We start from the raw sequence: 22,352 nt of genomic DNA on the forward strand, positions 1-22,352 counted from the left end.
GCAGATAGGAGCAACTAATGGCAGAGCCAATAGAAAATAAAGTGACACGATCACTCAAATCAGCGGAAGAGCTGTACCACCGTCTTGTGTTGATAGTCGGTAAAGGTGGTTCAGGTAAAACTTCTGTTGTTCAAAATTTGGCAAAACTACATGGCGTCGAGCCTATCAATATCAATCTGTGCCTTTCAAAAGAGCTGCTTGAATTAACAGAAAAACAAAGGCAATTGAAGTTGGCTGAGATTTTAGCACAGGCAGTAAACGGTAACGGGGACAAGGTTTTTCTGGATAACATTGATATCCTTTTTGATGTTGAGCTTAAGCAGGACCCTTTGCGACTGCTGCAGGGACTATCCCGAAATTTAACCGTTGTAGCCTCTTGGAACGGCACCTTTGAAAAAGGCAAGCTGACCTATGCAGAGCCGGGCCACCGCGAATATAGAAGTTACGATTTAACAGACACTCTGGTTGTCAGCATGAGCGGCGAGGCAACAGTAGATTTTAAAGACACTTCGTGTCGTTTTTAAAAAGAGGATTATGAATATGAAATACGGTGAACTAATCCGATTTGATCCGATAGAATCGGTGGTTCAGCTGCGCGATGCTGACAAAACAAGTGCCGCCCATCAGCTGGTTAACACCTATGTGGTATCTGATGAAATGGCAGAACGAATGGTTCGCCTTGTCATTCCTCAGCTTCAGTTTGAGCAACCACTCGATAACAAAGGCATCTTGGTGGTCGGTAATTACGGTACCGGTAAGTCGCACTTGATGTCTGTCGTTTCCAGTGTTGCCGCCGATGCCTCCCTGATTGACAGTTTAAATCATGAAAGCGTTAAAGCACAAGCAGACAAAATTGCCGGTAAATTCAAGGTGATCCGAACCGAGATCGGAGCAACGACCATGTCACTCAGGGATATTTTGGTGGCAGAACTGGAAGAGCATCTTGAGAACATGGGCGTGAATTACCTCTTCCCGGACTCGGGAACGATTACCAGCCATAAACGGGCTTTTGAAGACATGATGGCCAAGTTTGGCGAGGTGTTTCCTGAGCAAGGTCTCCTGCTGGTGGTCGATGAGCTGCTGGATTATCTGAGGACTCGAAAGGATCAGGAGCTTATTCTTGATTTGAACTTCCTCCGCGAGGTCGGTGAAGTCTGTAAGGATCTTCGTTTCCGCTTCATGGCCGGTGTGCAGGAAGCCATATTTGACAGCCCGAGATTTGCCTTTGTAGCCGACAGTATCCGCCGGGTAAAAGACCGGTTCGAACAGATCCTGATTGCCCGCAGCGATGTTAAGTTTGTGGTTGCGGAGCGTTTACTAAAGAAAACCACGGAGCAACAGGCCAAGATCAGAGAATACCTCACGACCTTTGCCAAATATTATGGTGGCCTTAACGAGCGTATGGACGAATTCGTCCGGCTGTTTCCGGTACACCCTGATTACATAGACACATTTGAAAGAGTGACCGTTGTCGAAAAGCGTGAAGTCCTTAAAACCCTCTCCATGGGCATGAAGGGCGTTTTGGATAAAGATGTCCCGGACAACCAACCCGGCCTGATCGCCTTTGATAGCTACTGGAGTACCTTAAAACAAAATGCATCCTTCCGTGCGATTCCAGAAATCCGGGCGGTGATTGATTGTAGTCAAGTGCTGGAATCACGCATCGAAAACGCCATCACCCGCAAGCAATACAAGCCGATGGCACTGCGCCTGATCCACGCGTTATCCTTACACCGCTTGACGACTGGTGATATCTACGCACCAATGGGAGCCAGTGCCGAAGAATTGCGAGACCGTCTATGTCTGTTTGATCCATTGATTGCAGAACTGGGTAGTGACGAACCCGACAAGGATCTGCAAACCCACGTTGAAACCGTTCTTCGGGAAATACATAAAACCGTCAGCGGGCAGTTCATCTCCTTTAACGCGGATAACCGCCAGTTTTATCTCGACCTGAAAAAAACCGATGACTTTGACGCCTTGATTGACAAACGGGCCGAGAGCCTGGGTGATGCCCAGCTCGACCGCTTCTATTACGAAGCCTTGAAACGAGTCATGGAATGTCAGGACTCGACCTATGTGACCGGCTATAAAATCTGGCAGCATGAACTGGTATGGCAGGATCACAAGGCTGCCCGCTCCGGCTATCTCTTTTTCGGTGCACCCAATGAGAGATCTACTGCCGTACCGACGCGGGACTTTTACATCTACTTCATTCAGCCAAACGACCCGCCGCGTTTTAAAGACGACAAGGTTAGCGATGAGGTCTTCTTCCGCTTAAAGCCCTTAAAAGAGACCGGCGAAGAATTCCAGACATCACTGAAAAGCTATGCTGCAGCACTCGATTTAGCGGGCACCTCTTCAGGTCATGCCAAGGCCACCTATGAAGCCAAAGCGAACGGGTTTCTGAAAAAACTGGTTCTGTGGTTACAGAAGCATATGGGGAATGCGTTTGAACTGACCTATCAGGGCAGGAGAAAGCCCATGACTGATTGGGCAAAGGGGAAATCAATACGCGATTTAACTGGCCTATCACCCCATGAAACCGTGAACTTTCGAGATTTGATCAACACCATTGCCGGCATCTGCCTGGCACCGCATTTTGAGAACCAGGCGCCGGATTATCCTTTTTTCCCGGTGTTGATCACCGGAAGAAACAGGGCCCAGGCGGCACAGGATGCACTCCGGGCGATCGGCGGTCAGAACCGAACGAAACAGGCAACTGCGGTGCTGGATGCCTTGGAACTTCTGGATGGTGAAAAAATAGAGGCTTACAAGTCCAAATACACCCGCTTTATCCTTGATATTGTAAAAGCCAAAGGTCATGGACAGGTCATCAATCGAAATGAAATCATTCAGGACGACCACGGCCTGGAATATATGAATCCGGGCGGCTCCCGACTTGAGCCGGAATGGATAACGGTATTGATCGCTGCTCTGGTTTACTCCGGTGACATTGTCCTGTCTATCCCGGGTAAAAAATTCGACGCCACCGGCCTTGCGCAGCTTGCGGCAACCGGCATGGATGAACTGATCCGATTCAAGCACCTTGAGCAGCCCAAGGAATGGAATATCCCGGCACTCAAGGCCATGTTCGAGCTTCTCGGCATGACACCGGGCATGGCTCAATTGGTCACTCAAGGGAATGATGAACCTATTCAAAATCTTCAGCAGTCCGTTGGCAAGATTGTTAAACGGATTGTGATGACACAGCAGACCTTGCGTGAAGGTCTTTCGTTTTGGGGACTGAATCTTCTTGGTGGTACAGATCTGGCAAATCAGGCATCAGGACTGGATGGTGCCAAGACCTTCTTTGAGTCGCTTCAAGCCTATACATCTCCCGGTAAATTGAAAAATTTTCGTTACAGCATGGATGAAGTAAAAGCCCATGAAAAGGCTGTAAAGGCACTGGATGATCTGGATGCCCTGCGTGAATTTGTTATGGATCACAGCCCGACAGCCTCTTGGTTATCAACAGCCGAAGGTGTTTTACCGCCAGAGCATGACTGGGTCGATCGCATGAAAACGACCCGTCAGGATGTGTTGGAAATGCTAAAGCAAGCAGATTTGACTGAACTGGCCAGCCAGTCCCAGAATGTCGGAGCAAAGCTTCAGCAGCTCAAGAAAGATTATATCGTTGTTTATATCGGTCTGCATACCAAAGCCCGGCTGGGTGTTAATGACGACAAACGCAAAGCAGCCTTGATGGGAGACCACCGACTGCAGACGCTACTGAAACTTGCAGGCATTGATTTAATGCCAAGACAGCAGCTCACGGATTACCAGAACCGACTGGCCGGACTGAAAAGCTGTTTTGCCCTGACCGAACAGAATCTGGAAACCACACCGGCCTGTCCTCACTGCGGATTCCGTCCGTCGCTGGAAACTGGATCAGCCCAAGGTTCGCAGATGATTGAGCAGATGGACAATGATCTCGATGCCATGGTGGGCAACTGGACATCAACACTTCTGGGCAATCTGGAAGACCCGATAACCCAAGCTAATATGGATCTGCTGAAAGTGGATGACCGTGAGCCGCTGGAAGCGTTTATCAAATCCAGGGAGCTCCCGGTTCCGTTGGATACCAACTTTGTCCATGCCCTGAAAGAGGTGCTGTCAGGATTGGTAAAAGTATCGGTTAAAGCGCAGGAGCTGCAGAAAGCATTGCAGATTGAAAGTGGTCCGGCAACACCTGCCGAAATCAAGAAGCGGTTTGATGATTTTATCGACCAGCTGACCAAAGGCAAGGACCCGGCGAAGGTCCGTATCGTCCTGGAGTAGATCTATGATAAGCAAAGAAGATTTAATAAAACGCTTGAAAAAATATGAGTGGAATGACTTTGAGTGCAAAAAAGCTCAACGAGGCGTTCCTGAAGATGCCTATAAAACAGTTTCTGCGTTTGCGAACACTACTGGTGGGTATCTTGTCTTTGGCGTAAAGGATGAGAAAGGGAATCTGGATATTGTTGGCGTACTTGATGTGGATAAGGTTCAAAACGATTTTCTCAGCACACTTCGTGGCGGAAAGTTGAACCGTATCATTGCCGTTCAGGAAGATAAAATTGAGCATGACGGCAACACTTTGCTCACCTTTTTTGTGCCCGAAGCGAATCGAAATGAAAAACCAGTTTATCTGAAGGGAGACATCAGGCAAAGCTATATCCGGAGAGGCGCTGGTGATGAACAATGTACTCAAAATGAAATTGAGCAATTTATCCGTGATGCTTCACAAGAAAGATATGACTCACAGGTCATGTATCAAATCAATGCAGATAAGTGTTTTGATGAAAACACGGTTAGCTGGTACCGTGACTTATTCAACAGGCACCAACCTGATCGACACGCAGCATTAAATCATATCGAGTTTCTGCATGAATGGGGTTTTATCTCTGAAGACCAGAACAAAATATATCCTACAAGAGCAGGTGTTTTATTGTTTGGTAAAGCAATGTATGTACGCCAGATTCTCCCCCGACCTGTTCTTGATTACCAACGTATAGATTTTGATTTCCATGACTGGATGCCGGAAAAACGCTGGCATGACCGGGTGGTGTTTGAGGAAAACATTTTTCAAACATGGATGGGGCTATTTGGCAAATATATGCGTGTTGCCGATAGACCTTTTTCTGTTGATAGTGAAACGTTGCGTCGAAATGATGACCCTCCTGACTACATCTCATTCAGAGAATCGGCGATCAACCTGCTGATCCATCAGGATTACGGAGACCATACCCGCAAACCAAGTATTCGATTATTTAAGGACCGAACTATTTTCTGGAATCCAGGCGATGCTTTTGCAACTTTCGATGAACTTCTATCACCGAAAGAAAAAGAAGTTAGAAATCCTTCCATTGTAAGCGCCTTCCGCCGAATTGGCTTAAGTGATCAGGCAGGTACTGGTATCAGAACAATTTACCGGAATTGGCATGCTCTGGGACATGTTCCCCCCAAAATAAGCAATAACAAATCCGGGAAAGATTTTCAGATTGCGTTACTCAAACAAATTCTCTTATCCGAAGAACAAATCCTTATACAAAGTAGAATCGGAGCACATTTATCTGAAGAACAAGCAGCTGTTTTTGCCTTTGCATGCAGATCGGAATCTCTTACGATCACAATCCAGAACATTAAAGCTATCACAGCAAAGAGAAATTCAGAATGTGAGGCAATTGCAGATCATCTTGTCGTCCAAAGCTTACTCCATAAGTTCAGCTCAGGATTATATTCCGTGGCTGAACACCTGAAGCCAATAATAAAGAGAGTGTTATTTCCAGAAAATGAAGATGAAAACATAGATAGTACGGCCAGTGTACAAGTTAAGAGTTATTCAGCGGGCAATATCGTAGATTCAAGTGCACAAGTTAATAAGATCACAGATACACAAAAAGATATTCTTGACTATTGTGAAGTGGCACGTTCTCTTACGGAATTGCTTGAGAAAGCAGGTTTTACAAATCGGGGCTACTTTAAAAAGAACCACATCAACCCTTTGATTAATAGTGGTTTATTGGCAATGACAAAACCGGATAAACCCCGTGCAAAGAACCAGAAATATATTCTGACTGAACCCGGATTACAACTTGTGCTTTTGTGGAAAAAAGAGAGTGCACAAGTTGAGGATAAGTAGGGCTTAACATATGCACTATTTGATCCGAGTCAGATCAAGAAAAAGGAATTTGATATGAGTAAAGAATCAATTTTGCCGGGTTTTGAAGATCAGCCTGAAACCGTAAGCCAAGGCCCTGTAACTTGTTTAGGACAAGCATTCGAAAATGATGAAGCCCGGCGAGCCCATTTTACCGAGGAGCTGCGCAAAAAACTGCAGGACCCGGAATTCCGCAAGATTGAAGGCTTTCCGATCGGTGAAGATGAAGACATCCTCAAACTGAGCGATCCGCCATATTATACTGCCTGTCCAAATCCATGGATCGCGGACTTCATTGAGGAATGGGAAAGCCAGAAGCCGAAAAAGCCAGCGGATTATCATTACCACCGGGAGCCTTTTGCTGCGGATGTAAGTGAAGGGAAAAACGACCCAATTTATGGTGCTCACTCTTATCATACCAAGGTACCGCACAAGGCGATTATGCGCTACATCCTTCATTACACTGAACCGGGTGATATTGTCTTCGACGGATTTTGTGGAACAGGTATGACGGCTGTGGCTGCTCAGATGTGTGCTAACAGAGAAATCGTTGAATCTTTGGGTTACACTGTTGATTCCTCTGGTGGCATATATAGCGAAGAACTGGATAATGAAGGGAAAAAGCGTAAAGTTTTAATTTCCAAGCTTGGTCCCAGAAAAGTTGTGCTTAATGACCTGTCTCCCGCCGCCACATTTATCGCATACAATTACAACACGCCTATTGATGTTGCGTGTTTTGAGAAAGAGGCCAAACGCATCCTCAAAGAAGTCGAAAAAGAATGCGGTTGGATGTATGAAACGTTTCATACCGACGGTAAAACAAAAGGGAAAATAAATTATACGGTTTGGTCAGATGTGTTTATCTGTCCAGAGTGCATGGGGGAAGTTGTTTTTTCAAAAGCTGCCGTTGATCAAGAATCAAACAGGGTGAACAAAGAGTTTTCTTGTCCAGCTTGTGATGCGCCTCTATCGAAAAAAAATATGGATCGAGCATGGATAACTCATTACGACACCCACCTCAAAGATTCAATCAAGCAGGCAAAGCAAGTTCCAGTTTTAATAAATTACTCGATAGGCAAGCAGAAATTTACCAAAGAGCCTGATAAGACGGACTTTGAAATATTGGACAAAATAGAGTCCTCAGCTATTCCATATAGCTTTCCCACCAATCGTCTAATGGAAGGCAAAGAAACTCGCCGAAATGATGTGATTGGCATTACTCATATGCATCATTTTTATTCCAAGCGAGGATTGTGGGTACTTGGTTGCGCATATCAAAAAACTTACGAGTTACCTGAAAACATTAAGCGATACATCCTATTCACAGTGCAACAGGCTGTGCAGGGATTCGCAAAAATTTCTCGGTATGTCCCAACACATTTTTCCCAAGTAAATCAGTATTTGAGTGGAACTCTCTACATCGGCTCTCAGGTTGTAGATATCTCTTTACCATATATTCTGGATGGTAAAATAAAGCGTTTGGCGAACCTCCTTAAAAAAGCCAACTCGAGTTTGAACACAGTTATTACAACTCAAGACTCATCCCTCTTCAAGAAATCTGAAAATTCTTACGACTACGTTTTCATTGATCCTCCATTTGGAGCTAATTTGAACTATTCAGAACTTAACTTTCTGTGGGAATCATGGTTGAAAGTATGGACGAATAACGAACCAGAGGCTATTGAAAACTCCGTTCAAGGCAAGGGCGCTACAGAGTATCGAACCTTAATGGCTGCCTGCTTCAAAGAAGCCTATCGAGTGCTTAAGCCCGGGCGCTGGATGACAGTAGAGTTTTCAAACACCAAAGCATCGGTTTGGAACAGCATTCAGACAGCTCTTACTGAGGCAGGGTTTATTGTGGCAAATGTATCAGCCTTGGACAAAAAACAAGGCAGCTTCAAAGCGGTGACAACACCTACAGCCGTCAAACAAGACCTCGTTATTTCCGCCTATAAACCAAACGGCGGCTTCGAAGAACGTTTCAAACAGGAAGCTCAGACCGAGGAAGGTGTCTGGGATTTTATACGAACCCATTTGAAATACCTTCCGGTGACTAAAAAACTGGGATTAGATCTTGTTGCTATCCCTGAACGTGATCCGAGAATCCTTTACGATCAGGTAATTGCCTACTATGTACGTAAAGGCTACAGCGTACCCATTGACAGTCAGGATTTCCAGCTTGGATTGTCCCAGCGCTTTTCCGAGCGTGACGGCATGTACTTCCTGCCGGAGCAGGTAGCGGAATACGATCGCAAAAAGATGATCAGTGGCGGCAGACCGCTACAGCAGTCGCTGTTTATTTCCGATGAAGCCTCGGCCATTGAATGGCTGCGCAGTCTGTTGCGTGATAAGCCGCAAAGTTTTCAGGATATTAATCCGTTATTCATGAAAGAGATCAGTGGCTGGAGTAAAAATGAGGTTGGCCTGGAACTCTCCACCCTTCTCGAACAGAATTTCCTCTGTTATGACGGGAAATCAGCTGTTCCAAGTCAAATACATGGACACTTATCCACATGGTATAAAGAACTGCGCAACCTTACCAAAAATGATCCAGCTCTGATCGCCAAAGCCAAAGGCCGCTGGTATGTGCCCGATCCGAATAAAGCCGGTGACCTGGAAAAACTCCGTGAAAAAGCGTTGCTCAAGGAGTTTGAAGAATACAAGCAGGTCAAGAAAAAGCTCAAGATATTCCGTCTGGAGGCCGTCCGGGTAGGATTCAAAAAAGCATGGCAGGAACGGGACTATAAAGTGATTATCACCGTCGCCGAAAAAATCCCGAACAACGTACTCGAGGAAGATCCCAAGCTGCTCATGTGGTACGACCAGGCGGTTACGAGACTCGGAGAGGATAATTAGATGAAGCTCAATGTTGGCACAATAAGAAGCAATTGCGGAGGCTTTGATACCATCGCTGAGATTGCCGTCAGAACGAAGGATGTTCGGTTGGATTCTGTTGAATTCGATCTTTCATTCTGCAGTTTTTTCGAAGCCAATATGGCGGCACCGCTATATGCCGTAATTGCGAGACTTCGTGATGAGCTGAATGATGTGATCATTACCAATGTGCCAGCAGGAGTAAGTAACATTCTACGGAAAAACAAATTTCTGAGCGTATTCAATCAGCCTGAGTTAACGGATACAAACCAGACAACACTGCCGTTCAAAATCCTCAAGCTTACCGCTGGAGATCAGTTTAGCGATTATCTTGATACTTATATGCGAGGAAGAGGTATCCCAACCATGTCGGTAGCATTGACCAAACGCTTTAGGCAAAGTCTGTTCGAAATATTTCTCAATGCGACCATTCATTCTCAATCGAAAACCGGAATTTTTGTCTGCGGGCAATTTTATCCAAAAAAACATCGACTGGACTTTACCATTGCTGATGCTGGAGTCGGGATTCGGGAAAACGTTCGAAGATATACTCGGAAACCAAAACTCAATTCCTGTAAGGCCATTGAATGGGCTATGACAGAGGGCAATACCACGAAAACTGGGAATCAGCCAGGTGGGCTTGGGTTGAAGCTGATTAAAGATTTTATTGAAATGAACCGCGGAAAAATTCAGGTTGTGTCCAGATTTGGATACTACGAATTTTCTGCAAACGGTGAGTCTATTCAAAAAATGAACAACGATTTTCCCGGAACCTGCGTAAATATTGAAATTAACACCGAGGATACAAGCAGTTACTGTTTGAAGTCTGAACTGAAAAGTGAAGATATCTTTTGAAATCTAAGGAGTTATTATGAGTGATCAAGTCAAAATAAAGGTAGCGGATTTGATAGGCAGTCCGCTCTGCATATCCGCTGAGGACGGCCAGAAAGTATTCGGCAAGGTAGAGCAGCTCGTTAAAGCCGGGAAAAAAGTTACTATCTCATTTGAGAATGTAACCATGCTGATCTCGCTCTTTCTCAATGTCGCAATTGGACAGCTCTACGGCTCTTTTAGCGAGGATGCGATTCGAACTCAGTTGAGAGTTGAGGGACTTTCCTCTGATGACATGGAGTTGCTCAAGCGTGTTGTGGACAACGCGAAGAAGTATTATTCCAACAAAAAATCTTATGATGACGCATGGCTGGAGGAAGATAACAATGAAGAATAAGGCTTATGATCTGTCTTCCTATTCCTTCAGTTCAGATGAACAGGTTCTTGTGGACACAAATATCTGGCTTTACCTGTTTCCGGCGCCAACTGACCCGTCAAATAGGTTTGCAACTCAATACTCGACTGCTTTCTCAAGCCTTATTTCCGCTAAAGCTCAACCGGTTCTTGATCCGATGGTATTAAGCGAATATTTGAATCGCTATATAAGAATTGAGTGGGAAGGAAACTACAAATCCCAGTATACGAAATTTAAAGATTTCAGAAACTCCTCTGATTTCTCAGCAATTGCATCAGCGACAGAAACATTTGCCAAAAGAATCCTAAGTTTCTGTCAAATCCACTCCATCCCAGCCAATGAATTGGATCTGAATCAGGCGCTCTCTGCTTTTTCAGCAGGAGGTGAAGATTTTAATGATGCCCTCTTGGTGGACATCTGCAAAAAAAGAAATCTTAAGTTGATGACCAATGACGGTGATTTTCAGGACGGTGGCATTGAGGTTTTAACCACAAATCCGCGACTTTTAAGAGCTTGTCCATAAAGATGAGAAAAATTTTGTTAATCCCCTTATTTCCAATGGATTGCTATCCATGACTAAGCCGGATAAACCCCGTGAAAAAGGGCATGCTTCATTCATCCTTTTACACTTTTTAGAGACATATCCTCATTTTTTGGAGATATTATCTCAAAAGTGTAAAATTTTTTCGGGATCATGTGAAGGATGCTTGAAAAAGATCAAAAATATTTATTAACCGAAGCCGGGTTGCGTCTTGTGCACTTATGGAAAAAGAACAGTGCACAAGTTGAAGATAAGTTGGGGATAACTTGTGCACTGTAATGCAGATTTTCAAGAAATTGGATTGTTGGAGACACGATCAATATGAAACAACAGGAACTGTTTAAGGCAAAGGTCGTTCCCGGCAAACCGGGCAGCGAAAACCTTTTTGATGAAGAGATTGTTTCCAATGACGGGCCGGTGAAATGCCTTGGTCTGGAATTTGAGAACGACGACGCCCGGCGTACACACTTTACGGAGGAGCTGCGCAAAAAGCTGCGGGACCCCGAATTCCGCAAGATTGAAGGCTTTCCGATCGGTGAAGATGAAGACATTCTCAAACTGAGCGATCCACCATATTACACCGCCTGTCCGAATCCATGGATCGCAGACTTTATTGATGAATGGGAAAGCCAGAAACCTGAAAAACCAGCGGACTATCATTACCATAGGGAGCCCTTTGCCGCGGATGTCAGCGAAGGAAAAAACGACCCGATTTACAATGCGCACTCTTACCATACCAAGGTGCCGCATAAAGCCATTATGCGTTACATCCTCCACTACACCGAACCGGGTGACATTGTCTTCGACGGCTTCTGCGGCACCGGAATGACAGGTGTGGCCGCTCAAATGTGTGGTGACCGGGATGTGGTCGTGTCGCTTGGTTATCAAGTGAAACCGGATGGAACAATCCTTCAGGAAGAGACTGATGAGGATGGCAAAAAGATCTGGAAACCATTCTCGAAACTTGGCGCTCGCAAGGCCATATTAAATGACCTGTCTCCTGCCGCTACATTTATTGCTTACAACTATAATACGCCTGTCGATATTTCGGTTTTTGAGAAAGAGGCAAAGCGCGTTCTAAAGAAAGTCGAGAAAGAATGCGGTTGGATGTATGAAACGCTCCATACGGATGGGAAAGCCAAAGCTAAGATCAACTATACGGTTTGGTCTGATGTCTTTGTTTGTCCAGAATGTACTGGCGAAGTGACTTTTTGGAATACCGCAGTCGATCATCAAAAAAAGGAAGTGCTAAAAGAATTTCCATGCCCACATTGTAGCGCAAAATTAACCAAGCGAAGCATGGATAGGGCTTGGGTAACCAAGTTCGATAGTGCTATCAACTCGTCAGTTCGGCAGGCGAAGCAGCTACCTGTTGCAATAAATTATTCAATTCCTGGCGAGAGAGGACGATTTGAAAAAGAACCTGATGACTTCGATTTCGAGGTCCTAAGTAAAATTGATAATAGCCAAATTGAGTATTGGTATCCGACATCGGTTATACCGGAAGGCGATAAGACTGGAGAACCAATCAGAATTGGTTTCACCTCTGCGCATCACCTTTTTACAAAGCGAAATTTGTGGGTTTTAGCTGCGACTTGGGAGCGGGCAATCAGTAATGGTGGGCGTCTCCCATTCTTAATTACTGCTAGTCAGCGTGTTCTTTCTAAAATGGCCAGCATCGCATTTTCATATTATTTCCACGGTGGTGGAGGCTTTGTGAATGCTGGCACAAAAGGTACTTTGTACATTTCAAGCACTAATCCAGAAGTATCCGTATTCAATAGCTTGGAGTCTCGGATACGATCACTGCTATTTGACATTAATGCAGTTTCGGGTTCGACCCTTATTGAAACAAAAAGTGCAACCAGTCCATTTGCTTCTCATGAAAACTCGATTGACTACATTTTTATTGATCCACCTTTCGGTGCAAACATTAACTACTCCGAATTAAATATTCTTTGGGAGCCTTGGCTTTCAGTGGGAACAAACAATTCATTAGAGGCAATTGAAAGCAAGAAGCAGGGAAAGTCCTCTGAAGATTATCGTACCTTGATGAAGGAAGGCTTTCGGCAGGCATTCAATTTGTTGAAGCCCGGACGGTGGATGACAGTTGAGTTTTCAAATACAAATGCTGCCGTCTGGAATAATATACAGACTGCAATTTATGAGGCTGGCTTTATAGTCGCTAATGTTTCCGCTCTGGACAAAAAGCAGGGCAGCTTCAATGCTTACACAACCCCAACAGCTGTAAAACAAGATCTTGTCATCTCAGCTTATAAACCCAATGGCGGCTTTGAGGAGCGTTTCGAACAGGAAGCCCAAACCGAAGAAGGTGTCTGGGACTTTATTCGCACTCATTTGAAATATCTCCCAGTGACTAAAAAACTGGGATTGGATCTTGTTGCCATTCCAGAACGTGACCCACGTATCCTCTACGATCAGGTGATCGCCTATTATGTGCGCAAAGGCTACAACGTCCCCATTGACAGTCAGGATTTCCAGCTTGGATTGTCCCAGCGTTTTTCCGAGCGGGATGGCATGTACTTCCTGCCGGAGCAGGTAGCAGAATACGATCGCAAAAAGATGATTGGTGGCGGAAGACCGATCCAGCAATCGCTATTTATTTCCGATGAAACCTCGGCCATTGAGTGGCTGCGCAGTCTGCTTCGTGACAAACCGCAGCGTTTTCAGGATATCAATCCTCTATTTATGAAGGAGATCGGCGGTTGGAGTAAAAATGAGGTCGGCCTGGAACTCTCCACTCTGCTGGAACAGAACTTCCTTCCTTACGACGGCAAAGGCCCGGTTCCTGAACAGATCCATAGATATCTCTCTACCAACTGGAAAGATATGCGCAACCTCACCAAGGAGGATCCGGCATTGGTCGCCAAGGCCAAAGGCCGCTGGTACGTGCCCGATCCAAACAAAGCGGGAGACTTGGAAAAACTGCGTGAGAAATCCCTGCTGAAAGAGTTTGAAGAGTACAAGCAGGCCAAGAAAGAGCTCAAGATATTCCGACTTGAAGCAGTTCGTGCCGGGTTCAAAAAAGCATGGCAGGAACGGGACTACAAAGTGATTATCACCGTAGCCGAAAAAATCCCGAACAAAATCCTTGAGGAAGATCCCAAGCTGCTCATGTGGTATGATCAGGCGGTAACAAGAATGGAAGGTGAATAATGGCAAAGATAGAAGGTTTTCGAATAAAAAATTTCAGGGCGTTAAAGGACGTCACGCTTGGGCGCCTTTGGAATCAACAAAAGGAAGTGCCGCTGACACCGATGACAGCCGTCATTGGCAAAAATGGCGTTGGCAAAAGTACACTTTTTGATGCGTTTGGTTTCTTGGCCGATTGTTTGAAATCAGGTGTAGAAGAGGCTTGTTATACAAGAGGTCGTGGCGGTTTTGAAAGAATTCGTTCACAAGAGGAAGATGAGCCTATTGAATTTGAGGTGTACTACAAAGAGAATGGAAATGCCCGCCCTATTACTTACGAACTTGCAATAGACGTTGACTCGTCTGGAAGACCGTATGTCTTGAGCGAGCGACTTAGGCAGCGAAGGAAAGGCCAAAAACACGGTTGGCCATTTTCTTTTTTGATTTTGAATAGTGGGAAAGGTGTTGCCTGGAAGGGAGAACAAGAAGGCCGTCAGATTGATGAAGCCAAGGGTGATTTCGACCTTCTAAGTCTGATGGAATCTCTGAAGTCTGGTGAGGACAAAGAGGAGCCAAAAGAGACAGAAATTGTAGAGCTGGAGGATCGACGTAAGCTGGGCATTGCCACTTTAGGCTCCCTGAAACAGCATCCGAGGATTTCCGCTTTCCGGCGATTTATTGAAGGCTGGTACCTCAGCTATTTCACGCCTGATGCGGCACGAAGTTTACCGCTGGCCGGTCCACAAAAGCATCTCAATATCCACGGGGATAATATAGGTAACGTCGTCCAGTTCATGAAGCGCGAACATCCCAAACGTTTTCAGAATATTCTGAACAGGATTGCCGATAAGATTCCTGGAATTGAAAAGATAGATACCGAGAAGACTAATGATGGACGACTGTTACTCCGGTTCAACGACAAAGGTTTCCATGACCCCTTTTACGCTCAACAGATGTCTGATGGCACCTTAAAGGTTTTTGCATATTTGCTGTTGCTGGAAGACCCGACTCCACCGCCGTTTTTGTGTATTGAAGAACCAGAAAATGGCTTGTATCACAAGCTGCTTGAATCCTTGGCCAAGGAATTCCGGGAGCATGCCACTGGGCGGAAAGGCGGCTCGCAGGTCTTCATTACGACTCACCAGCCCTATTTTGTTGACGCTTTCGAACCCGACGAAGTTTGGATTCTTGAGAAAGGTAAGGATGGTTTTTCCGCCATACGCAGGGCAAGTGACGATGCCATCGTCAAGAACATGGTGGCCGAAGGCTTGCCGCTGGGCGGGCTTTGGTACAGCGATTATTTGGACGCGAGGTGATCGGATGCATTTTGAGATTCTCGTTGAAGACCAGTCTGGCAAGAAAGCGCTCGATATCCTTGTCCCCAAAATCATCGGCGATGACCATACGTTCACTATTCATCCCTATAAAGGCATAGGCCGCATCCCGAAAAACCTCGGCAACGGTGGAGATGCCAGCAAGCGTATTTTGCTTAACCAGCTCCCAAAACTTCTTCGCGGTTATGGCAATGCCTTCGCCAATTATCCAGAAGATTACCCAGCGGCCGTCATCCTTGTCTGCGATCTTGATGACAAGTGCCTGAAAGCGTTTCGTAAAGAGCTTTCCAATATTCTGAACGCCTGCAACCCCCAACCAGAAACCCGTTTTTGCATCGCCATTGAAGAAGGTGAAGCTTGGTTTCTTGGCGATATCCCGGCAGTCAAATCTGCCTATCCGGAAGCCAAAGACGCTGTCCTGAACGCGTACGTGAATGATTCCATTTGCGGCACCTGGGAGCACTTGGCAGATGCATTATATAACGGAAGTTCAGCCGCACTTTCGGCAAAAGGTTGGCAAGCTATCGGTGCTGAAAAGTCACAGTGGGCTGAAAAAATCAGTCCGCACATGGATGTAACCAACAATGCATCTCCAAGTTTCAGGTATTTCCGCCAAAAATTGCTTGAACTCGCTGGAGCGTCAGATTGATGGAGTCACCCTGGCAATACAGCACAATACACAAAAGCGCCTGCAAGGTTATTGATGAACAGACCTTGTGGGGACAGACGGTATGTCGTGTCTGGCTGTTGAATCAGGATGCGGTTGTGCGTGTGCCCCAGTCGGATTTACAACCGTTGTCAAGCAACCAACGTCCGGAGATTGAAACACACCGAATCGCCTATATTTCGGCTGCAGCAAAGGTGGCTGAGGTTTTGGAAGGCTCATCAAGCGCATCCAACGGGCATGTATTGCTGGCTCCCATGGAGTCCAATGTAATTCCACTGCCGCACCAGATTCACGCACTCTCCCGGGCCATATCCGGCGATCGTGTCCGCTACCTGCTGGCTGATGAGGTCGGCCTTGGAAAGACAATCGAAGCCGGTCTCGTGATGCGTGAGTTGAAATTACGCGGGCTTGTACGTCGAACCTTGGTAGTAACTCCAAAGAGTCTGGCCATGCAATGGGTGGCTGAAATGGACACCCATTTCAATGAATCCTTTTCTCTGGTTAACCCGGGCGATCTGGATGCCTTGGAGCGACTGGAAAGGCCGGGTCAGTACGTCAGCGGGAAAACAGACCACACAAGTGATTACAACCCATGGATGCGGTTTCCTCAGGCCATCGTAACGCTGGATGCCGTTAAACCGCTGACCCGTCGCAGAGGCTGGTCAAAAGAAAAGATTCAGGCGTACAACCGGAATCGCTACGAGAGACTGGTCCAGGGTCAATGGGATTTAATTGTGGTGGACGAGTCCCACCGAATGGGTGGCAGTACCGATCAGGTGGCCCGCTACAAACTTGGCCAAGGACTCGCCGAGGCAGCACCGTATCTCCTGCTTTTGTCGGCAACACCTCACCAAGGCAAATCCGATGCCTTTCAGAGTCTGATGAGTTTACTTGATCCAATGGCTTTCCCTGACTTGGAAAGCGTGACCCGTGACAGGGTTTCTAATTTTGTAATACGAACTGAAAAGCGCAAAGCGGTGACGGCAGACGGAAAACCGCTCTTCCGGCCGCGCACCACACAGACGCTGGGTGTGGATCTGGAGAAAAATCCGGCACAGGTGGCATTGTACGAAGCAGTTACTGACTATGTGAAAGAAGGCTATAACCGTGCGGTAAAGGATCGCAAGCCGCATATCGTTTTCTTGATGGTTCTTCTGCAGCGAATTGTCACTTCAAGCTCTCACGCCATCCGCTGTACGCTGGAGCGAAGGCTGCAGGCACTGGAAAATTTGCGAGAGACTCGCACCTCCCTCGGCGAAGAAGAGTTGGAGGACTTCACAGACCTTGACGGCCAGATGCAGCTGGACCTGCTGGTTAAAGTGGATGAACCCGGCAGAACCACTGAGATGGCGGAAGTCAACGCTCTGTTGGATCTCGCCCGGGCCGCTGAAATGGCCGGGCCTGATATCAAAACCGAAGCGCTGATGAACCTCATCTTTCAGCTGCAGGGAGAGGAAAATGATGATCAACTGAAACTGCTGATTTTCACCGAATTTGTTCCAACGCAGGCAATGCTGCGAACCTATCTTGAGGAACGAGGCATCCCATGCGCCATTCTGAATGGTTCCATCGACCGACTGGGGCTTCCTGAGGTTAGGCAGTTCAGATTGGCCCGTCTGGATGAAGATGAATCACAATGGCGCAGTGAGCTTAAATCTGCCCGGCAGATAGTGCCGGAAATGCGGCCGCTGTTGATGCTGAATGTTGGACATGGAGGTGTTTGTGAGTAGCTGGCCAAACACCATTCTTAAAGATTTTATACCTAATGTTGCCAAACTAACACTGGTATCTGATCCGGATTGCCTTTTGACCGAAGAAAAACTGGTAATGGAACTGAGGAATCGAGGGTTTGATCTCATCGAGTTTAATGACCCGATTGAGTTCAGATATGCCTATGAATCGAAATATCGATCCATCTGGGATCGGGGCGAACATACCGACCTTGTTGTGATCCTGAGATTACAGGATGCGGAATTGGCAACCTTGCCTTATGATCTGCTTCAAGCCGGAAGAAAGCTGTCTTTCAGTTTGGGCGATCTTTTCCCCAACATGAGCTATCCAGTTGTGGAGCAGCTTGATCGCAGCCTGCTGGATTCGCTGTTTGATGCCCAAAAGAAAACATCTCCCGACCGCATGGGCGAGAACGCCACTAAGGATTTTATCCTTCGGCATGTATTTGGAGTGGCAGCAGAACTCTCTTCCACAGAAGTTGAGCTTCTCCGCTTTCTGTTGCGCATACACTACGGGAGTCTGGCAATCCCCTCGATGCTGGCAGACAGGTTGGTTGAGATATTTGAAAACAGTGGCAGTTTTAAAGGCTGGAGTCTGTCTCAAATCATCCCGGATGCGGAACAGTTCTTTGCCTTCATTCAGGAACGCTGGCCAATATTCCTTGAAAATCTCAATCAAGCAAATCAGGTCAAAGAAGATTCTGACGCCTATGGTTTAAAGGTCCAAGGGCCTGTGGCACTTCCATTCGACCATCAGGACATACGCGTTTATATCGATAATTTATTTGTAGAGGGAAAACTTACTCCGGTTGACTTGCCCGGCATAGATATCGAAAAAGACTCTTGGATTTTAAGCGGCATTTCAGCAGCCAAATCAGACGGTGAGGATCTCAGGGTTTCCCGACTTTTTGATCTCGTTGAAGCAGCCGACTTATCAATGGATTCGATATACACTGACTGGATTGCGTTCGCCATGAAATGGGCGGAGCTTTCGGCTCTTATACACACAGCAAATAATGCTGATCATAAGAAACGCTATAGTGAAACCGGTCAAAAATTGAATAGCCTCTTTGCCGATTGGTTGGAAACGCATTATGCCAGTCTGATAAACCTGCCTCCTTCAACTCCGGCAATGTTGCATCACGTACCGCGACACCTGGCTCGATATATTGAAGACCTGCCTGCCGAAGCGTCGGCGCAGGCAGGTCAAAAGAGCAAAAAGGTCGCGTTGGTCGTAATTGACGGGCTTTCGCTGGATCAGTGGGTCACGGTTCGGAACATAATCCAGAAACAAAATAGCGATCTTGTTTTGCGAGAATCTGCAACGTTCGCGTGGATACCAACGCTCACGTCTGTTTCACGACAAGCCATATTTTCAGGCAAATCGCCGATCTATTTCCCATCTTCCATCAACTCCACAAACAGCGAAGAAAAGCTGTGGAAGCAATTTTGGCAAGGCCATGACATCTCAAAGCTGGATATCGCTTATAAACGCAGTCTTGGAGATGGTGATGCTGAAGCCGCGATGGATAGCTTAATCAATCCAGCGAAGACAAAAGTTGTCGGGCTGGTGATCGATAAAGTGGACAAGATCATGCATGGGATGCAGCTCGGAGCCGCAGGCATGCATAACCAGATAGATCAATGGTGCCGAGGTGAATACCTGACTTCTCTGCTTAATTACCTGAGCAGCCATGACTATGAAACCTGGATAACTTCAGACCACGGCAACATAGAATCGATCGGCAAAGGACGGCCAACTGAGGGGGCGATTGCAGAAAGTCGTGGAGAAAGAGTTCGAATATATCCGACACCGGAACTGCGCTCACAGATATCTTCGACCTTTACCTTTGCGCGTGAATGGCAGCCATCGGGCCTGCCTGATGATTATTTCCCATTAGTTGCTACCAGGAGTGATGCATTTGTTAATGAGGGCGACTCAATTGTCGGCCATGGAGGTGTTGCTATCGAAGAAGTTATCGTGCCTCTGATAAAAGTAGAAAGGAGGACTTAGGTAATGAGCAAGCGACACGACAAACTGGGCATCAAGCAGACCATTCAAAAACACTGGATGGACCATGTCGTCAAAATGATGTTAGCCGGTCTCAATGAAAAAGAGATTCGAGCTGAATTGGACGAGTTTCTATCAACTCAAAAACAAAGCGGCGGCACTGGTGAGCGAGGGAAAAAAACGTATGGCATGGCCATCAGTATTCTCGCATCGTGGTTTGCTCCGGAAAAAGATTTAATTCCCTTCAGGGATCATGCTCTTGCACTTATTCGGCATGAGAATCCCCGAAACTGGCTTCCGTACCACTGGGCGGTGATCTCTGCATCATATCCCTTCTGGTTTAATGTCGCAAAACAGACAGGGAGGCTTTTCAACCTGCAAGATCAGATCACACAGGTCCAAGTGTTCTCCCGGCTCAAAGAGCAGTACGGCGACAGGGAAACGGTGGCCAGGAATGCCCGGTACGCAATCCGTTCTTTTGTTGCATGGGGCGTGTTAGAGGATTCCAAGGTCAAGGGTTGCTATGAACAATGCAAACCGATGGGAATTAGTGAACCGAACCTCACAATACTTTTATATGAAGCCGCTCTGTATGCTGATAAAGAGGGAAAAGCCGCTCTTGGATTATTAAAAAACAACCCGGCATTCTTCCCGTTTCAATTGCCCGTATTGACAGGCGACTACATCGCGCAGCAGAGCAATACCATCGATGTTGTTCGATACGGACTGGATGATGAGCTTTTGAAATTGAAGGATTTGTAAAAGGGATGACAAAGGAATGCCTTGGACTTCGGAACATACAAAATGGCTAGTTGATACCGGCGAACGGTTGAAAACCGCAGATGGCAAAGATGTCGAGGTCTGGGAATTCTGTCATGTACAAGATGATACAGTGCTCTCTGCATGGGCGAAACACTTTCGAAATCATTACTGCTTTGATAGTGAAATCGATTATTGGCGCAGAGGGTACAAATGCTCCCGCTCAGAATATCTCCATAGCATAAAGTTTCCTGACCCAAAAGCTGCACCAGGCCCCAGCATACGAGCTGGCGATTTCGGTGAAGTGCTGGTAGCCGATTTTCTTGAATACTTGAACGGGTACTGGGTTCCACGTACTCGCTATGGTGACAAAACCATCCGGAATGAGTCGACAAAAGGCAGTGACATTATCGGCTTTCATGTCGTCAAGGATGGCAACGCCTCTTCGAAAGATAAGCTGGCAATCTTTGAAGCGAAGGCGCAATTCTCAGGAAAGAAAGCCAAGGCGAGACTTCAAGATGCGGTAGATGGCTCGGAAAAAGACATCGCGCGGAAGGCGGAGTCTTTAAATGCCATCAAGCAAAGACTGCATGGCCGAAATGAGCTTGATGATGCCGAAAAAATTGAGCGCTTCCAGAACGAAGTTGATCACCCATACAAGGAAGTTTATGGAGCCGTCGCGCTTTTTGAGAATCCGCTTTTTGACAGCGAGCTGACATCCTCGACTGATGCCTCCTCTCATCCGCATTCAGGTGACCTTGCGTTGGTGGTCATCAAAGGGAATCAGATGATGACACTCGTCCATGAGCTCTACAGGAGGGCTGCGGATGAGGCCTGAACAGAAATCCCAACTTCTACTTGGCGTTACCCGGTCAAAGGCCAAGATGCTCGAGTACAGTGTTCCAGAAGAACATCACATCAAAATCACCCAAGATCCAGCCAAGCTCCTCACCCTCTCCATTGGACTTCTGGGTGACCTCGCCGCCACCATCAACCGGGATGAGTCAGATTCCGATACCCTCGCGGAGCTGAAAACCAATCTGTTATTTTCCGCCCGCTTTTTCGACTCCTACCTCCAGTCAAAGCTGAACGAGACACTTGATCCATACCTCGTGCTGCTGGGCTCCGCTTCCTATTATCTGTGTGATCTCCCCGGAAGCGCGTCGGTATTAGCCAAGCGTATCGATGGTGACTGTCCAGATCTGGATGGCGATGGTTTGGAAGACCTGTTGCTCTGGTTGTTGCAGGCCGATCTCGAAACATTTTTCGATGAAGCCGAGGGACCGTTCAGCGAATTCATTGTTGGGATTTCAAAATGGATTCTCCAGTTTTTCGAGGATGGGAATGGTGAAGAAAATCTTCTCGATTTGGCAACCAAGCTGAGGGACGCTGTCTATTAAGTCGGGACTCCCAGGCAGCTTTTATTTGGTGATGTGATCTCGGCCGTGCTGAGGAAAAAGCTGGAGAATTCCGCCTGGAAGGCTCTGCCGTCCTACTCCGATCTGCCTCGTGACAAGTGGCTCCATACGCTGCAAAAGTAATGTAATTGATCTTCCCGGAACATATTTTCTTTCTGCATATTCCCTTGAAGAGATGGTGGCAAGGGACTACCTTGCCCTTGAAAAACCTGACATGGTTGTCAATATCGTGGATGCCTCAAATCTTGAAAGAAACCTATATCTTTCCTGCAATTTATGGAGATGGGACTTCCTGTATGCATAGCACTTAATATTCAAAATCGACACCTATGATCTTGTAAGCCTTGTCAACACTGTCTGAATCAGGATTCCCAAGATTAACAAGATAAGGCAAGATTTTCTATCCTGAGCATCCTATCCATCCTGGTTATCCTGGTTCAGACAACTGCAATAACTTCGGAAAAAGCAATAAGA

The 22,352-nt window shown here is 46.5% G+C and carries 16 protein-coding genes; all 16 read left to right on the plus strand.

Annotation, left to right across the window (positions count from 1 at the left end; all coding sequences use genetic code 11):
• The first annotated feature begins 17 nt into the window (after positions 1 to 17).
• The 16 genes from brxF to MTBBW1_RS20390 all read left to right on the plus strand — a co-directional run bounded on the left by brxF (position 18) and on the right by MTBBW1_RS20390 (position 22,182).
• Positions 18 to 524, plus strand: a complete 507-nt coding sequence (gene brxF, locus MTBBW1_RS20315) for a BREX-3 system P-loop-containing protein BrxF (RefSeq protein WP_080806569.1) — start codon at positions 18 to 20, stop codon at positions 522 to 524.
• 16 nt (positions 525 to 540) lie between these two features.
• Positions 541 to 4,281 (plus strand): DUF6079 family protein, encoded by a 3,741-nt coding sequence (locus tag MTBBW1_RS20320; protein ID WP_080806571.1) that lies wholly within the window; start codon positions 541 to 543, stop codon positions 4,279 to 4,281.
• 4 nt (positions 4,282 to 4,285) lie between these two features.
• On the plus strand, positions 4,286 to 6,127 hold the full coding sequence (locus tag MTBBW1_RS20325; protein WP_087881809.1) for an RNA-binding domain-containing protein: 1,842 nt from the start codon (positions 4,286 to 4,288) through the stop codon (positions 6,125 to 6,127).
• Positions 6,128 to 6,181: 54 nt separating this feature from the next.
• Complete coding sequence (locus MTBBW1_RS20330; RefSeq protein WP_080806573.1) at positions 6,182 to 9,001, plus strand: DNA methyltransferase; 2,820 nt, start codon at positions 6,182 to 6,184, stop codon at positions 8,999 to 9,001.
• Positions 9,002 to 9,874 carry an ATP-binding protein gene (locus MTBBW1_RS20335; protein WP_080806576.1) on the plus strand — a complete coding sequence of 291 codons (873 nt, stop codon included), beginning with the start codon at positions 9,002 to 9,004 and terminating at the stop codon, positions 9,872 to 9,874.
• A gap of 16 nt (positions 9,875 to 9,890) precedes the next feature.
• Positions 9,891 to 10,247 (plus strand): STAS-like domain-containing protein, encoded by a 357-nt coding sequence (locus MTBBW1_RS20340; RefSeq protein ID WP_080806578.1) that lies wholly within the window; start codon positions 9,891 to 9,893, stop codon positions 10,245 to 10,247.
• Positions 10,237 to 10,788: a type II toxin-antitoxin system VapC family toxin gene (locus tag MTBBW1_RS20345; protein ID WP_080806580.1), complete on the plus strand. Its 552-nt coding sequence runs from the start codon at positions 10,237 to 10,239 to the stop codon at positions 10,786 to 10,788. The genes MTBBW1_RS20340 and MTBBW1_RS20345 overlap by 11 nt, the downstream gene beginning before the upstream one ends.
• A 339-nt stretch (positions 10,789 to 11,127) precedes the next feature.
• On the plus strand, positions 11,128 to 13,983 hold the full coding sequence (locus MTBBW1_RS20350) for a DNA methyltransferase (RefSeq protein WP_080806585.1): 2,856 nt from the start codon (positions 11,128 to 11,130) through the stop codon (positions 13,981 to 13,983).
• Positions 13,983 to 15,275 carry an AAA family ATPase gene (locus MTBBW1_RS20355; RefSeq protein ID WP_080806588.1) on the plus strand — a complete coding sequence of 431 codons (1,293 nt, stop codon included), beginning with the start codon at positions 13,983 to 13,985 and terminating at the stop codon, positions 15,273 to 15,275. The genes MTBBW1_RS20350 and MTBBW1_RS20355 overlap by 1 nt, the downstream gene beginning before the upstream one ends.
• A gap of 4 nt (positions 15,276 to 15,279) precedes the next feature.
• On the plus strand, positions 15,280 to 15,942 hold the full coding sequence (locus MTBBW1_RS20360) for a DUF4276 family protein (RefSeq protein ID WP_080806590.1): 663 nt from the start codon (positions 15,280 to 15,282) through the stop codon (positions 15,940 to 15,942).
• A complete protein-coding gene (locus tag MTBBW1_RS20365) occupies positions 15,942 to 17,690 on the plus strand; it encodes an SNF2-related protein (protein ID WP_222424119.1) in 1,749 nt (582 codons plus the stop codon). The genes MTBBW1_RS20360 and MTBBW1_RS20365 overlap by 1 nt, the downstream gene beginning before the upstream one ends.
• Positions 17,683 to 19,704: a BREX-3 system phosphatase PglZ gene (gene pglZ / locus MTBBW1_RS20370; protein ID WP_080806592.1), complete on the plus strand. Its 2,022-nt coding sequence runs from the start codon at positions 17,683 to 17,685 to the stop codon at positions 19,702 to 19,704. Before MTBBW1_RS20365 ends, pglZ begins: the two co-directional genes overlap by 8 nt.
• Positions 19,705 to 19,707: 3 nt before the next feature.
• On the plus strand, positions 19,708 to 20,463 hold the full coding sequence (locus tag MTBBW1_RS20375) for a hypothetical protein (RefSeq protein ID WP_080806594.1): 756 nt from the start codon (positions 19,708 to 19,710) through the stop codon (positions 20,461 to 20,463).
• Between the two features lie 16 nt (positions 20,464 to 20,479).
• A complete protein-coding gene (locus MTBBW1_RS20380; RefSeq protein ID WP_080806596.1) occupies positions 20,480 to 21,298 on the plus strand; it encodes a Hachiman antiphage defense system protein HamA in 819 nt (272 codons plus the stop codon).
• Complete coding sequence (locus MTBBW1_RS20385) at positions 21,288 to 21,860, plus strand: hypothetical protein (protein WP_222424120.1); 573 nt, start codon at positions 21,288 to 21,290, stop codon at positions 21,858 to 21,860. Before MTBBW1_RS20380 ends, MTBBW1_RS20385 begins: the two co-directional genes overlap by 11 nt.
• A gap of 109 nt (positions 21,861 to 21,969) precedes the next feature.
• Complete coding sequence (locus MTBBW1_RS20390) at positions 21,970 to 22,182, plus strand: FeoB small GTPase domain-containing protein (RefSeq protein ID WP_222424121.1); 213 nt, start codon at positions 21,970 to 21,972, stop codon at positions 22,180 to 22,182.
• The last annotated feature ends 170 nt before the right edge of the window (positions 22,183 to 22,352 follow it).

This window comes from Desulfamplus magnetovallimortis (assembly GCF_900170035.1).
In the GTDB taxonomy this organism is placed as follows: domain Bacteria; phylum Desulfobacterota; class Desulfobacteria; order Desulfobacterales; family Desulfobacteraceae; genus Desulfamplus; species Desulfamplus magnetovallimortis.

Bases quoted from the DNA above. Each gene is read 5' to 3' on its own strand.
- brxF (WP_080806569.1), top strand. From the start codon at position 18: ATGGCAGAGCCAATAGAAAATAAAGTGACACGATCACTCAAATCAGCG.
- MTBBW1_RS20320 (WP_080806571.1), top strand. From the start codon at position 541: ATGAAATACGGTGAACTAATCCGATTTGATCCGATAGAATCGGTGGTT.
- MTBBW1_RS20325 (WP_087881809.1), top strand. From the start codon at position 4,286: ATGATAAGCAAAGAAGATTTAATAAAACGCTTGAAAAAATATGAGTGG.
- MTBBW1_RS20330 (WP_080806573.1), top strand. From the start codon at position 6,182: ATGAGTAAAGAATCAATTTTGCCGGGTTTTGAAGATCAGCCTGAAACC.
- MTBBW1_RS20335 (WP_080806576.1), top strand. From the start codon at position 9,002: ATGAAGCTCAATGTTGGCACAATAAGAAGCAATTGCGGAGGCTTTGAT.
- MTBBW1_RS20340 (WP_080806578.1), top strand. From the start codon at position 9,891: ATGAGTGATCAAGTCAAAATAAAGGTAGCGGATTTGATAGGCAGTCCG.
- MTBBW1_RS20345 (WP_080806580.1), top strand. From the start codon at position 10,237: ATGAAGAATAAGGCTTATGATCTGTCTTCCTATTCCTTCAGTTCAGAT.
- MTBBW1_RS20350 (WP_080806585.1), top strand. From the start codon at position 11,128: ATGAAACAACAGGAACTGTTTAAGGCAAAGGTCGTTCCCGGCAAACCG.
- MTBBW1_RS20355 (WP_080806588.1), top strand. From the start codon at position 13,983: ATGGCAAAGATAGAAGGTTTTCGAATAAAAAATTTCAGGGCGTTAAAG.
- MTBBW1_RS20360 (WP_080806590.1), top strand. From the start codon at position 15,280: ATGCATTTTGAGATTCTCGTTGAAGACCAGTCTGGCAAGAAAGCGCTC.
- MTBBW1_RS20365 (WP_222424119.1), top strand. From the start codon at position 15,942: ATGGAGTCACCCTGGCAATACAGCACAATACACAAAAGCGCCTGCAAG.
- MTBBW1_RS20375 (WP_080806594.1), top strand. From the start codon at position 19,708: ATGAGCAAGCGACACGACAAACTGGGCATCAAGCAGACCATTCAAAAA.
- MTBBW1_RS20380 (WP_080806596.1), top strand. From the start codon at position 20,480: ATGCCTTGGACTTCGGAACATACAAAATGGCTAGTTGATACCGGCGAA.
- MTBBW1_RS20385 (WP_222424120.1), top strand. From the start codon at position 21,288: ATGAGGCCTGAACAGAAATCCCAACTTCTACTTGGCGTTACCCGGTCA.